The 12,831-nt window shown below is 62.1% G+C and carries 13 protein-coding genes and 1 pseudogene; 7 read left to right on the top strand and 7 right to left on the bottom strand.

Annotated elements, in window-relative coordinates; all coding sequences use genetic code 11:
- The first annotated feature begins 74 nt into the window (after positions 1-74).
- Positions 75-788, top strand: coding sequence for a tRNA (guanosine(46)-N7)-methyltransferase TrmB (gene trmB, locus ABFY71_RS03955; RefSeq protein ID WP_347944766.1), 714 nt, complete (start codon positions 75-77; stop codon positions 786-788).
- A gap of 104 nt (positions 789-892) precedes the next feature.
- A complete protein-coding gene (locus ABFY71_RS03950) occupies positions 893-1,276 on the top strand; it encodes a winged helix-turn-helix transcriptional regulator (RefSeq protein ID WP_347944765.1) in 384 nt (127 codons plus the stop codon).
- Positions 1,277-1,324: 48 nt separating this feature from the next.
- Here ABFY71_RS03950 and ABFY71_RS03945 read toward each other — a convergent pair whose 3' ends face one another.
- Positions 1,325-1,594, bottom strand: a complete 270-nt coding sequence (locus tag ABFY71_RS03945; RefSeq protein WP_347944764.1) for a hypothetical protein — start codon at positions 1,592-1,594, stop codon at positions 1,325-1,327.
- A gap of 597 nt (positions 1,595-2,191) precedes the next feature.
- Here ABFY71_RS03945 and rimP point away from each other — a divergent pair.
- From rimP to infB, 4 genes are read left to right on the top strand one after another with little or no spacing between them, the layout of a single operon-like run.
- Entirely contained in the window at positions 2,192-2,815 is a 624-nt protein-coding gene (gene rimP, locus ABFY71_RS03940) for a ribosome maturation factor RimP (RefSeq protein ID WP_347944763.1), read from the top strand.
- A complete protein-coding gene (nusA, locus tag ABFY71_RS03935) occupies positions 2,816-4,432 on the top strand; it encodes a transcription termination factor NusA (protein WP_347944762.1) in 1,617 nt (538 codons plus the stop codon).
- A 29-nt stretch (positions 4,433-4,461) separates the two neighbouring features.
- Complete coding sequence (locus ABFY71_RS03930) at positions 4,462-5,163, top strand: RNA-binding protein (protein WP_305582159.1); 702 nt, start codon at positions 4,462-4,464, stop codon at positions 5,161-5,163.
- The gene (gene infB, locus ABFY71_RS03925) at positions 5,156-7,969 is read left to right on the top strand and encodes a translation initiation factor IF-2 (RefSeq protein ID WP_347944761.1); all 2,814 of its coding nucleotides are present in this window, start codon (positions 5,156-5,158) and stop codon (positions 7,967-7,969) included. Before ABFY71_RS03930 ends, infB begins: the two co-directional genes overlap by 8 nt.
- An 89-nt stretch (positions 7,970-8,058) precedes the next feature.
- Here infB and ABFY71_RS03920 read toward each other — a convergent pair whose 3' ends face one another.
- From ABFY71_RS03920 to miaB, 6 genes and pseudogenes are all read right to left on the bottom strand, one after another.
- The gene (locus tag ABFY71_RS03920; RefSeq protein WP_347944760.1) at positions 8,059-9,084 is read right to left on the bottom strand and encodes a hemolysin family protein; all 1,026 of its coding nucleotides are present in this window, start codon (positions 9,082-9,084) and stop codon (positions 8,059-8,061) included.
- 73 nt (positions 9,085-9,157) lie between these two features.
- A complete protein-coding gene (gene ybeY, locus ABFY71_RS03915; RefSeq protein WP_347944955.1) occupies positions 9,158-9,562 on the bottom strand; it encodes an rRNA maturation RNase YbeY in 405 nt (134 codons plus the stop codon).
- A 65-nt stretch (positions 9,563-9,627) separates the two neighbouring features.
- Complete coding sequence (locus ABFY71_RS03910) at positions 9,628-10,659, bottom strand: PhoH family protein (RefSeq protein ID WP_347944759.1); 1,032 nt, start codon at positions 10,657-10,659, stop codon at positions 9,628-9,630.
- Between the two features lie 155 nt (positions 10,660-10,814).
- On the bottom strand, positions 10,815-10,946 hold the full coding sequence (locus ABFY71_RS03905; protein ID WP_347944758.1) for a hypothetical protein: 132 nt from the start codon (positions 10,944-10,946) through the stop codon (positions 10,815-10,817).
- A gap of 6 nt (positions 10,947-10,952) precedes the next feature.
- Positions 10,953-11,039, bottom strand: a pseudogene (locus tag ABFY71_RS03900) (DUF305 domain-containing protein); the annotation flags it as partial.
- A 29-nt stretch (positions 11,040-11,068) separates the two neighbouring features.
- Complete coding sequence (miaB, locus tag ABFY71_RS03895) at positions 11,069-12,466, bottom strand: tRNA (N6-isopentenyl adenosine(37)-C2)-methylthiotransferase MiaB (RefSeq protein ID WP_347944757.1); 1,398 nt, start codon at positions 12,464-12,466, stop codon at positions 11,069-11,071.
- Positions 12,467-12,562: 96 nt separating this feature from the next.
- Here miaB and ABFY71_RS03890 point away from each other — a divergent pair, with 96 nt between their 5' ends.
- Entirely contained in the window at positions 12,563-12,814 is a 252-nt protein-coding gene (locus ABFY71_RS03890; protein WP_347944756.1) for a hypothetical protein, read from the top strand.
- The last annotated feature ends 17 nt before the right edge of the window (positions 12,815-12,831 follow it).

The raw sequence follows: 12,831 nt of genomic DNA, 5'->3' as shown, positions 1-12,831 counted from the left end.
CGATCAATGAGTGCTACCATGAACCTCGCCGCCGATCCGTCGGCGGCGAGGTTCTTTTTGATGTTGTGAGACTGATGAGCAAGCCTGACCACCAGCTGCCCAAAACGCGCGACGGCGCCCCGCGCGCGTTTTTTGGCCGCCGTTCTGGCAAGAAGCTGCATGGCGGCCAGCAGGCAGTGTTTGACGCCACCCTGCCCGATCTTGACATCACGCTGAACGGCACCCTGGATCCGGCGAGCCTTTTCCCGGACGCCAAAAAGATCATCGTCGAGATTGGCTATGGCGGGGGTGAGCATCTGGCGCTGGAGGCGGCGCGGCATCCCGATACGGGCTATATCGGTTGCGAGGTGTTTACCGGCGGCATCGGCAAAATGGTGCAAACCATTGCCTCGGAGGGCCTAGGCAATATCCGGCTCTATACCGATGACGCGCTCAAGCTGCTGACCGCCCTGCCCGATGCCAGCCTTGACGAAGTCTTCCTGCTCTATCCCGATCCCTGGCCAAAAACGCGCCATCACAAGCGGCGGTTTGTCTCGCCGACAACGCTGGCCGAGCTGGCGCGGGTGATCCGACCGGGCGGCCTGTTTCACTTTGCCAGCGATATCGAGGACTACGCCAATTGGACGTTGGCCCATATCGTGCGCACGCCCGCCTTTGTCTTCGCCCCCGAAAAACCGGGCGGCTGGCACGAGCCCTATCCGGGCTGGCAGGCGACGCGTTACGAGCAGAAGGCCCGCCGCGAAGGCCGCATGACCAGCTTTTACCTGACTTTTCCGCGCCTGTCGTAACAAAGCGCATGGCTGACCTGTCAGTATTTTAATCTGACGGACCCTAGACTGAGCCCATTCGGGTCCCATATGCGGAGTTCGATCACTGGTTCTTGAGGCGCGTCATGTCCCTATCGCAAAGCATTCAGCCCGATGATGATGTGCTGGTCGTGCGACCGGGGAAATGGACCCTGATCATTGTAACTTTGCTGCGCGCCGAAACGTTGCGCTTTTCTGAAATCAAGCGCCATGCCGGCGGCATATCGCAAAAGATGCTGACCACCACATTGCGGGATCTGGAGCGCGACGGCTTCGTCACGCGCAAGATTTTTGCGACCATTCCACCCCGGGTGGATTATGAATTGACCCAGTTGGGGCAGGAACTGCTTGAACTGGCCGATAGCTGGCGGGTCTTCGCGGCGCGCAATCGCGTGCAGGTGGAAGCGGCCCGTCGGCAGTTCGATGCCGCGGGTGGCGAACCGGTCATCCGGTTCATCCGTCCCGCCTAGCATACGGGCGCCGTCGGACACTGTCCGGCGGCGCCGTGGTCGGCCAGCCTAAAGGGCGACTGGCTGCAGATGGTCCGGCGTGAACAACTGCATGGTCTCGGTGCCATCGGCCTGGATCACATAGGCGCGAACCAGATCGCCCCATTCTTCGACCGACGTGGCATTGATGCCCTGGTCATGCAGGCCGGCCAGGATGATTTCCGAGACGAACTGGCGGGAATCGCTGTCGCCGTCGCCAAAGGCACCAGCCATTGCGGGAGCAGCAGCGCCCAGAAGGGCAGTAGCAGTAGCCAGAGCGATAAGAGTGTTCTTGATCATTTCGAGTGTTCCTTTCGTGTTGAACACTCTGGAAATGAGCACGAGCCGAATGATCCTCAAGTGACAATTTCGTCTGCCATGGGGCTTGAACTCTGGCGTCGCGACCCGAGGGTTTTACAAAGGAAATCAAGGCATTAACATGTGCCTCGGTATCCTTTTCGTGACTGTGTTTCGGCAATGTGACGATCTTGTCGCACGGGCCTGAGCGGCTGCCACAGCGCGCTCGCGCCACCCGCCGAGACGGTCAAACGGCGCCGGATCGACACCCCTCAGCTGTCCATTTCCACCCGGATGCGATCGCGCCTCTCCGGACAAAAAAATCGTCAAAAATCAGAAAACAGTCTCTTCCGGCTACCAGCGAAGTGGAGCTGAGCATTGAGCCGGCGGGTTGGCAAGGCCAATAGCAGCGCCTTGTCATCACATCTGGCGCCGACCGCCGAGACAGGGCAAGAGCGTATCCACGGCTGTCACCAAGCAGCCCCAACAGCCTGCCCTTGCGGCGCATGCGGTTCGGCGCTATACAGGGGTCAACATCTCAGCAGGTTTGCAGAGTGGGCGCCTCCCGGCCCCGCTCTTTTTTATTACCCGAAGGGACCGATGAGCTTCGATCTTACTGCCAAGCGCTATATCAAGGAAACGGGCCTGGAAGCCCGCGTTTCCGCTATTGTCGAGCCTGTGGCCAATGGCCTGGGCTTTGCACTGGTGCGGGTGCGCATCACCCAGGAAAACGGCATGACCTTGCAGATCATGGCCGAGGACCAGAACGGGCGTTTCACCATTATGGACTGCGAGGCTCTGAGCAAGGATCTCTCGCCGGTGCTGGATGTGGAAGACCCGATCGAGCGCGAATATCATCTCGAAGTCAGCTCCCCGGGCATTGATCGCCCGCTGGTGCGCCAGCGCGATTTTGCCGCCCATATCGGCCATGAAGCCAAGATCGAATTGAGTGACATGCTCAATGGCCGCAAGCGTTTCCGGGGCTTCATCAAGGCCGTGGATGACGAAACAGTGACCATTACCCTGCCTGACGCGCCGACCGGCACGGACCCCGATTACCGCTTGCCGCTCGCCTCGCTGGGTGAAGCCAAGCTGGTGATGACGGACGCCCTGATGGAAAAGGCGCGGCTGGATCAGGAACTGCATCCCCTTGACGATGACGAGACCGAGACGGTCGAAATCGCCGCTACTGAAGACGACAATATCTCCGAGGAGACACCCTAAATGGCTGTGAGTGCGAACCGTCTTGAACTCCTGCAAATCGCAGACGCTGTTGCCCGCGAAAAGTCGATCGACCGCATGGTCGTGATCGAAGCGATGCAGGACGCCATGGAAAAGGCCGCCAAGGGCCGCTACGGCGCCGAGACCGAGATCAAGGTTGAGATCAACCCGCGTTCGGGCGAGACCCGCATGTGGCGCCTGCTGGAAATCGTCGAGACGGTGGAAGAGACCAGCCGCCAGGTCGATCTCAAGCACGCCCAGATCAAATCCCCCGAGGCCAAGGTTGGCGATTTCCTGACCGAGCCGCTGCCGCCGATGGAATTCGGCCGCATCGCCGCCCAGTCGGCCAAGCAGGTCATCGTGCAGAAGGTGCGCGATGCCGAACGCGAGCGCATGTATGACGAGTACATCAATCGCATTGGCGAGATCGTCAACGGTTCGGTCAAGCGTGTCGAATATGGCAATGTGATTGTCGATCTGGGTCGTGGCGAAGCCATTATCCGGCGCGACGAGCTGATCCCGCGCGAAATGTTCCGCTATGGCGATCGCGTCCGCGCCTATGTCTATGACGTGCGCCGCGAGCAGCGCGGCCCGCAGATTTTCCTCTCCCGCACCCATCCCCAGTTCATGGCCAAGCTGTTCATGCAGGAAGTGCCCGAGATCTATGATGGCGTGATCACCATCCGCTCGATCGCCCGTGACCCGGGCTCCAGGGCCAAGATCGCCGTGACCTCCTCTGATTCCTCGATCGATCCTGTGGGCGCCTGCGTTGGTATGCGCGGCAGCCGTGTGCAGGCCGTGGTGGGCGAATTGCAGGGCGAAAAGATCGACATCATCCCCTGGACCGATTCCATTGCCGACCTCGTGGTTTCGGCGTTGCAGCCGGCCGATGTGGCCAAGGTGGTGCTCGACGAGCAGGCCGAACGCATCGAAGTTGTGGTGCCCGACGAACAGCTGAGCCTGGCCATTGGCCGTCGTGGCCAGAATGTGCGTCTGGCCAGCCAGCTGATTGGCTGGGATATCGACATCCTGACCGAGCAGGAAGAAAGCGAACGCCGGCAGAAGGAATTCACCGAGCGCTCGGCCCTGTTCATGCAGGCGCTGGACGTCGACGAGATGGTGGCCCAGTTGCTGGCGTCGGAAGGCTTCTCCTCGGTTGAGGAGCTGGCCTATATCGACACCAATGAAATCGCCACCATCGAGGGTTTCGATGACGAAACCGCTGGCGAAATCCAGAACCGCGCTGCCGAATATCTGGCGGCCATTGATGGCGCGTTCGATGAAGAGCGCAAGGCGCTGGGCGTTGAGGACGAGCTGTATGAAATTTCCGGCCTGAATGCTGCCATGCTGGCGGCACTGGGCAAGGAAGAGATCAGGACCGTGGAAGACTTCGCCGGTTGCGCGGCGGACGATCTGGTCGGCTGGAGTGAGCGCAAGGACGGCGAAACCAAGCGGTTTGAAGGGACGTTCAAGGACTTCCCGGTGAGCCGCGAAGAGGCCGAAGACATGATCATGCAGGCCCGCGTCAAGGCTGGCTGGATTGCTGCCGAAGATTTGCCGTCAACTGACGAAGCCGAAGCCGAAATCGCTGACGGTGCTACTGACGAGGTTTCGGCCTAGCGGCCGAAACCTTAGCGAGGGCACCAGAAATGGCCCGGCGCGCAGAAACGACCAGGATGTGCGCTCTGACACGGGTAGAAAAACCCGTGGCGGAGCTCATCCGTTTTGTACTTGGGCCCGATGGTGTGCTAGTACCCGATACGGAAGCCAAGGCCGAGGGTCGGGGCGTCTGGATCAGCCTCAACCGCACTCTGGTAGAACAGGCGGTCAAGAAGAAGATCTTTGCGCGCAGCCTCAAGACCGAGGTTGCCCTGCCCGAAGATCTGCCGGGCCTGACCGAATTGCGGCTGCAGCAGCGCTATCTCAATGCGCTGGGCATGGCCCGCAAGGCCGGCCAGTTGACCTTCGGGGCAACCAAGGTACGCAGCCTGATTGCCACCGGCGGTCTGATCGCGCTGATTACGGCGACCGATGCGGCTGACGATGGGCGCAGCAAGATGGTGGGGCCGCTCAAGGCGCTGCATTACGCTGCGGCCGAAGAAGAAATTACCGGCTTCGATGTGCCCCATTTCGAATTGCTTGACTCAGAGCAAATGGGTTTGGCACTCGGGATGGAAAATGTGATACATGCTGCCCTCACAAGAGGGGCGGCAGCCCAAGCGGCAGTAGAAAAGGCCAGAAGACTGGCACTTTATACTGCCAAACCGACGGAAACGGACATCGGCCGCGCTGCGGTTGACGGTGACCTTTTGCCCGAGGAACAGGACGAAAGACGCGAGATACATGGCTGATAACGACGACAAGCGCACCGACGACACTGGCGCGAAGAAGACGCTGACACTCAAGGGCGGCCCAGGCCTGGGCAATCGTCCGGGCGTGTCGCGCGGTCCTTCCCGCTCGACGGTGGTCGTCGAGAAGCGCACCCGACTGGTTCCCAAACCGAATGTACCGAGCGGCGCCCCACAGCGCCCACAGTCCAGCGCCTCCAATCAAGGTCGCCCTGCTGCCGGTCGCCCGGGTCAGCAGACCCGTGCCCCGCTAGGACTGTCGGCCGCTGAAGCCGAGGCCCGCCGTCAGGCGCTGGCTTTGGCCGGTGCCCGCCAGGCTGAAGACAAGGAACGGTTTGTGGCCGAAGAAGCCCGCCGCATGGAAGATGACGCCCGCCGGCGTCAAATCCGTGAGGACGCGGCCCGCGTCGAAGAAGAACGTCAGGCCGCTGAGAGCGTGGTTGAACAGCCCGTCGCTGAAACCCCGGCTGCTGCGCCCGATGCTGTCGCTCCCGAGGCGGCTGCGCCAGGTGCCGATGCCGACGCCGAACCGATCACGCCGGCATCGCAGCGCAATGCTGGCCCGTCCAGCGTCCGCGTGGTTGCCGGTCGTCCCGGCCAGCCGCCGCGGCCGCCGCGGACCGAGCGTCCGAGCAATGCCCGTCCGGAAAGCGAGCGGGGTGCCAACGCCTATATCAAGACCGGCGCAGCTGCCGCGCGTCCTTCAGGCACCGCAACGCGGCCGCCCGGCGAGCGTCGTCCGGCGGGTGCCGGCATGGCGCCCATCGGCAATGTGCCGCCCGCAGGCCCCAACGAGGCCGATGGCCGCAAGATCCGGTCCGGCTCGCCGCAGGTACGGCCCACCACTGAGGCCGAACTCGAAAATGCCCGGCGCGCCTCGCGTGCCGCACCGGAACGGCCAACGCGCCGCACCGGCCAGGAAAATGCCCGTGGCCGCCTGACGGTGACCAATGCCGGCTCCGAGAGCGATCGCGATAAGGGGCCATCCCTGGCCGCCATGCGTCGCCGTCGCGACAAGAAGATGGGCCGCAACCAGCAGGAAGCGCCCAAGCTGCTGCGTGAAGTGATCATTCCCGAAGCCATTACCGTTGCCGAACTGGCCAACCGCATGGCCGAACGCTCGGTTACCGTGATCAAGATGCTGATGGCCCAGGGCCAGATGGCAACGATCAATGATGTGCTGGACGCCGATACCGCCGAGCTGATCGCCACCGAACTGGGCCATACGGTCAAGCGCGTGTCGGAAGCTGACGTGGAAGAAGGCCTGTACGATCTGCCTGCCGACGACAAGGCCGAGGATCTGACCACCCGCGCACCGGTGGTGACCATTATGGGTCACGTTGACCACGGCAAGACGAGCCTGCTCGATGCGCTGCGCAATGCCAATGTGGTTGCCGGTGAAGCCGGTGGCATCACCCAGCATATCGGCGCCTATCAGGTGGAGCGCAACGGCGCCAAGATCACCTTCCTCGATACCCCGGGCCATGAGGCGTTCACCGCCATGCGCGCCCGCGGTGCCCAGGCCACCGATATCGCCATTCTGGTGGTGGCGGCCGATGACAGCGTGATGCCGCAGACCATCGAATCGATCAAGCATGCCAAGGCGGCCGGGGTGCCGATCATCGTGGCCATCACCAAGATGGACAAGCCCGCCGCCGATGCGCAGAAGGTGCGCGCCGAGCTGCTGCAGCACGAAGTGTTCGTGGAAACCATGGGCGGCGACGTGCTCGACGTGGAAGTCTCCGCCAAGACCGGCGACGGCCTCGACAAGCTGCTCGAAACCATCCTGCTGCAGGCCGAAGTGCTCGAGCTCAAGGTGGCCCGTGACGGTCGCGCCGAGGGTCTGGTGATTGAAGCCAAGCTCGATCGTGGCCGCGGTGCGGTGGCGACGGTGCTGGTGCAGCGCGGGACGCTGGCGATCGGCGACATTCTGGTTGCCGGCACCGAGTTCGCCCGCGTGCGCGCCCTGATCAATGACAAGGGCGAGCAGGTCAAGGAAGCCGGCCCCTCCATTCCGGTGGAAGTGCTGGGCTTTACCGGCGTGCCAAGTGCAGGCGACAGGTTCTCTGTGGTTGAAACAGAGGCCCGGGCCCGTGAAGTGACCGAATATCGTCAGCGCGCCATTCGTGAAAAGACGGCGGGCGGCGGTGCCACCAGCCTCGAGCAGATGATGAATCAGCTCAAGGTGGCTGGCATTGCCAAGTTCCCGCTGATCATCAAGGGCGACGTGCAGGGTTCGGTGGAAGCCATCGTGGCCTCGCTCAACAAGCTGTCGACCGACGAAGTGTCGGCGCAGATCCTGATGAGTGCGGTGGGCGGCATCACCGAGTCGGACGTCACGCTGGCGGCCGCTTCGAGCGCCATCGTCATCGGCTTCAATGTGCGTGCCAACAAGCAGGCCACCGAGCTGGCGACCCGCGACGGCATCGAAATCCGCTATTACAACATCATCTACGATCTGGTGGATGACGTGAAGAATGCGATGAGCGGTCTGCTCAAGCCGGAACGCCGCGAAACCTTCATCGGCAATGCCGAGATCCTGGAAGTGTTCACCATTACCAAGGTCGGCAAGGTTGCCGGTTGCCGGGTTACCGAGGGCATGGTGGAACGTGGTGCCGGCGTGCGCCTGATCCGCGACAACGTCGTGATCCACGAAGGCAAGCTGAAGACGCTCAAGCGCTTCAAGGATGAGGTCAAGGAAGTTCAGACCGGCCAGGAATGCGGCATGGCCTTCGAGAATTACGAAGATATGCGCGCCGGCGACGTCATCGAATGCTTCCGCGTCGAGACCGTGCAGCGCACGCTCTAGTCACGGGCAAATCCCCTATAGAAAAAGGGCGCGGTTCACACCGCGCCCTTTTTGTATGTCCAGGCCTTCTCCCGAGGGCAGCACCGCCGCTATTCGGCGGCGGCGATCTGACCGTCGTCGCGCTGATCGGTGATGGCGAGTTGCGCACCGCCCTCGCGCTGGCGCACAATGCGCACCCGCTTGATGCGGCGACTGTCGGCGGCCAGCACCTCGAACTCAAAGCCTTCAAGCTTGCTGACGCGTTCACCCCGCGTGGGCACATGGCCGGCCAGGTCAAAGATCAGGCCACCAATGGTGTCGACTTCATCGGCATATTCGCCGGGATCAAAATCAGGACCGATCATGGCCTGCACATCGCTGAGTTCGGCCCGGGCATCGGCAATATAGGTATCGACGCCGACCTTGCGGATCAGCGAGGCAACCAGCTCGTCGTGCTCGTCCTCAATCTCGCCGACCACCGCCTCAAGCAGGTCCTCAATGGTCACCAGACCATCGGTGCCGCCATATTCATCGACCACAATGGCCATGTGAACGCGGCTGGCGCGCATGGATTGCAGCAGATCACCCACCGGCATGAAGGTGGGCACATACATCGCCGCGCGGATACCGTCGAACTTGGCAAGCTTCTGGCGGAGCGCGCTCGACACCAGCTTGACGGGCACCGGCTTGGTCGGATCATCCACCGGCAGGGTGATCTTGCTCAACGCGTCCTTGACGTGAATGAAGCCGATAATGTCGTCGAGCCCGTCCTCATAGACGGGCAGGCGCGAATGGCCGACATGGCGGAAGCGGGCCAGCAGATCACCCAGCGTGGCACCAGAATCGATCGCCTGAATATCGCTGCGCTCGACCATCACGTCGCCGACGGAAACGTCGGACAGCTTGAGCACGTTTTGCAGAATGGTGCGCTCACTCTCGGAGAAGTCAGCCGTCTCGGCGCTGCCCTGTTCGTTGAGGGCGACCTGCAGGTCGTCGCGCAGTGAAACCGTACCACGGGCCAGCATGGCCTTGATGCGGTTCCAGATCGATGGCCCCCGTGCAGGCACGGCGGCGGGACTAGAAGGAGGCTCGGATTTGGTGGGCGCCGAGGGAGCCAGACTGTCAGTGTCGTTCATGTTTTCTCGCTGCGCGCTGGCAGCTCACTGTCCTTGAAAAAGCGGCCTGCGCCGCAAAAAATCCGTTCCAGCCTCAGCCGGCATAGGGATCAGCAATCCCCAAACGCGCCAGTATCTGGGTTTCGAGGCTCTCCATTTGAAGGGCCTCGGCGTCGGAAAGATGATCATAGCCTAAAATGTGCAAAAATCCATGCACCACAAGATGGGTGAAGTGATCGGCAAAGCTGGTGCCTTGGTCGGCAGCTTCGCGCTCCAGGGTTTCGCGCGCCATGGTGATGTCCCCCAGAATGCCGACGACCGGGCCAAAGGGCTCGATCTGGGGAAAGCTCAGCACATTGGTGGGGCTGTCCTTGCCGCGCCATTGCAGGTTGAGGTCACGCTGCTCTGCATCATTGGTCAGCACAATGGCCAGTTCGGCGGCGCCTTTGGTTTTGGCGCCCGATTGCTTGAGCGCCTCGAGCACAGCGCGCTCGGCCAGAGGATCGAGATCCTCCGGCCAGGCGTCATCATTGCGGATTATGGCGATCTCGAGCGGAGCAGAAGTCAGCGTGTCGCCCCTTCAATGGCCTTTTCGGCCAGTCGCTTGGCGGTATCGGCCTCGTAGGCGCGCACGATGCGGCCCACCAGGGCATGGCGCACCACATCCTTGTCATTGAAGCGGGTGATATGGACGCCCTCGACTCCGTCGAGCAGGTTGATGGCCTCAACCAGCCCGGATTTCTCGCCGCGCGGCAGATCAACCTGGGTCGGGTCGCCGGTGACGATCATCTTGGAGTTTTCGCCCAGACGGGTCAAAAACATCTTCATCTGCATCGAGGTGGTGTTCTGGGCCTCGTCCAGGATCACCACGGCATTGGCCAGGGTCCGGCCACGCATGAAGGCCAGTGGCGCCACTTCGATAATGCCCGAGGTGATGCAGCGCTCGACGTTTTCGGGCTTCATCATGTCAAACAGGGCGTCGTAGAGCGGTCGCAGATAGGGGTCGACCTTTTCCTTCATGTCACCGGGCAGAAAGCCCAGGCGCTCGCCCGCCTCGACGGCGGGACGGCTGAGAATGATGCGGTTGATGTCACCGCGTTCCAGCAGGGAGGCGGCATGGGCCACCGCCAGATAGGTCTTGCCGGTACCGGCCGGGCCGACGCCGAATACCAGCTCGGCGCGATCCATGGCGCGCATATAGCCGTCCTGTGCCGGGGTGCGGGCCACCACGGTGGATTTGCGCGTGGCGATCTGGGCCATGCGCACCTTGCCCTTGCGCTCCAGGGTGGGCAGGGTGAGCTGGCTGTCTTCGGTCTGGATCATGCGGATAACGCCATCGACTTCGGAAATGTCGACAGTGCGGCCTTCTTCGAGACCGCCATAAAGCGATTCAAGGACGCGGCGCGCCTGATCCACGGCGCTGGCAGCACCTTTGAGCAGAACGTGATTGCCGCGCGGAATGGCTGAAACCTTCAGACGCTGTTCAACGAGCGCCAGGTTCTGGTCGAAATCGCCATACAGCTGGGCTGCCAGGCGATTATCTTCAAAAGCGAGTTCAAGTTGGGATGCGAGTGCGTTGTCTGCTGTCGGTGACAAGTGCCTGCTCAAACTGGTGTGGCTCCACGCTCAGCGCGGCTGCGGGCTTGCGCCGCGACTACAAAAACAAGGCTAGGATGATTTGGTTGCCGTGTCTGTAGCAATATTGTGACGATTGGGGCCCCGAACAAGGGCAACACGCCACCAGATGCCGGCTAGGGGGCGTCCAACTCGACCAGGGCCGGGTCGAGCGGCTCCAGGTCCGGCGCGCTGTCGGGCGTCGGCGTCTGCTCCAGATCGGCGACCAACTGCTTCATTTCGGCGATCTCGCCCATCAGCAGGGCCATCTACATGCGCGTGTGGCTGAAGAAGACGGGATCAAGGGGATAGGTGTTCAGGTACATCAGCCCGAACATGACGACTGTCGATGTGGCGATCATCGCGCCGAAGGTTCAGTGAAACCGCAGAGCTATGCCGCCACTGCCTCTTTCAGCCGGCCAACCAGCGAATTGGTGCTGGTGCCAACAATCTCGACCTGATGGATCGAACCGATCAGCTCGGGGCCGCCCTCGAGGTGCACGGCCTGCAGATAGGGCGAGCGGCCGCCGACCTGGCCCTGCATGCGGCCGGGGCGTTCGATCAGCACGGGCAGGGTCTTGCCGACGCAGGCGGCATGGAACGCCGTGGTCTGGGCATTGACCAGATCCTGCAGCCGCCACAGGCGTTCATTCTTGACCGCTTCGGGGATCTGATCGCCCAGATTGGCGCCAGGGGTGCCGGGGCGGGTGGAATATTTGAAGGAATAGGCCGATGCATAGCCGACATCGGCGATGATCTTGAGGGTGGCCTCGAAATCGGCATCGGTCTCGCCGGGGAAGCCAACGATGAAATCGCCCGACAGCGCCATATCGGGTCGCGCCGCCTTGATGCGGGCAATCACCTCGAGATATTCGGCCGCCGTGTGGCGCCGGTTCATCGCCTTGAGCATGCTGTCGCTGCCGGACTGCACCGGCAGATGCAGATAGGGCATCAGAATATCGAGGTCGCGATGGGCCGCGATCAGCACATCATCCATGTCGCGCGGATGGCTGGTGGTGTAGCGCAGGCGCTCGAGACCATCGATCTCGGCCAGCAGATAGGCCAGTTCGCCCAGGCTGGTGCTGCCGCCGCTGGCGCCCAGGCCGTGATAGGCGTTGACGTTCTGCCCCAGCAGGGTGATTTCCTTGACCCCGGCATCGACCAGGCCGCGCGCCTCGGCGATGATCTGGGCGACGGGACGGCTGACTTCGGCGCCGCGGGTATAGGGCACCACGCAGAAACTGCAGAATTTGTCGCAGCCTTCCTGCACGGTCAAGAACGCGGTCAGGCCGCGCTTGATGGTAATTTCCTTGCGGGGGGCGGGCAGGTGCTCGAACTTGTCTTCCTCGGGGAAGTCGGTATCGACAATGGATTTTCGCAGTGCGGGGTGCAGGTGTCGCTGCGCTTCGGCCCGCGCCAGCATGTCGGGCAATCGGTGATAGGCCTGCGGCCCGAACACCATATCGACCACGGGGGCGCGCCGGGCGATCTCCTCGCCTTCGGCCTGCGCCACGCAGCCGGCCACCCCGATCAGCATGTCGCCACCCATCGCCCGGCGCTCATCCTGGAGTTCCTTGAGCCGCCCCAGCTCGGAAAATACCTTCTCGGAAGCCTTCTCGCGAATATGGCAGGTATTGAGCAGGATCAGGTCCGCCTGGCCCATATCGAGCGTGGTTTCATAGCCGTGCGGCGCCAGCGCATCGCTCATGCGGTCGCTGTCATAGACATTCATCTGACAGCCATAGGTCTTGATGAAGAGTTTTTTGCTGTTGGCGCGCGTCTCGGTCATAGCGGGCTCATACCAGAGGATGCGGTCTTATCAAAGCACCTGCAACCCTTGTGCTGTCTGGCGTGTTCTATTGTGACCACAGCACGGAGATCTGCCATGACCGATACCCCTCGCAATGACACGGCCAATGATGCAACCGACAATGGTGCCGCCAGGAAGGACGTCAAACCCAAATCGGACAAGGCTGCCGCGATGAAAGACAACAAGAAGCCCGGCCCGGATGCATCGCCCGTGCAGGTGCGCAATGCCGGCGAAGACGCCCAGCTTGATACCACCGAAAATTGGGACAAGCAGGATGAAGCGGTCGATGAGAGCTTTCCGGCCAGCGATTCGAGCGCTAAATACTGATCGACCAACCGCGCTGC

Source organism: Devosia alba (genome assembly GCF_039938915.1).
Classification (GTDB): domain Bacteria; phylum Pseudomonadota; class Alphaproteobacteria; order Rhizobiales; family Devosiaceae; genus Devosia; species Devosia alba.
This window is presented reverse-complemented; position numbering and strand designations above follow the sequence as displayed.

Excerpts from the sequence above, each read along its gene's own strand:
- trmB (WP_347944766.1), top strand. The coding sequence starts at position 75 with ATGAGCAAGCCTGACCACCAGCTGCCCAAAACGCGCGACGGCGCCCCG.
- ABFY71_RS03950 (WP_347944765.1), top strand. The coding sequence starts at position 893 with ATGTCCCTATCGCAAAGCATTCAGCCCGATGATGATGTGCTGGTCGTG.
- ABFY71_RS03945 (WP_347944764.1), bottom strand. The coding sequence starts at position 1,594 with ATGATCAAGAACACTCTTATCGCTCTGGCTACTGCTACTGCCCTTCTG.
- rimP (WP_347944763.1), top strand. The coding sequence starts at position 2,192 with ATGAGCTTCGATCTTACTGCCAAGCGCTATATCAAGGAAACGGGCCTG.
- nusA (WP_347944762.1), top strand. The coding sequence starts at position 2,816 with ATGGCTGTGAGTGCGAACCGTCTTGAACTCCTGCAAATCGCAGACGCT.
- ABFY71_RS03930 (WP_305582159.1), top strand. The coding sequence starts at position 4,462 with ATGGCCCGGCGCGCAGAAACGACCAGGATGTGCGCTCTGACACGGGTA.
- infB (WP_347944761.1), top strand. The coding sequence starts at position 5,156 with ATGGCTGATAACGACGACAAGCGCACCGACGACACTGGCGCGAAGAAG.
- ABFY71_RS03920 (WP_347944760.1), bottom strand. The coding sequence starts at position 9,084 with ATGAACGACACTGACAGTCTGGCTCCCTCGGCGCCCACCAAATCCGAG.
- ABFY71_RS03905 (WP_347944758.1), bottom strand. The coding sequence starts at position 10,946 with ATGGCCCTGCTGATGGGCGAGATCGCCGAAATGAAGCAGTTGGTCGCC.
- miaB (WP_347944757.1), bottom strand. The coding sequence starts at position 12,466 with ATGACCGAGACGCGCGCCAACAGCAAAAAACTCTTCATCAAGACCTAT.
- ABFY71_RS03890 (WP_347944756.1), top strand. The coding sequence starts at position 12,563 with ATGACCGATACCCCTCGCAATGACACGGCCAATGATGCAACCGACAAT.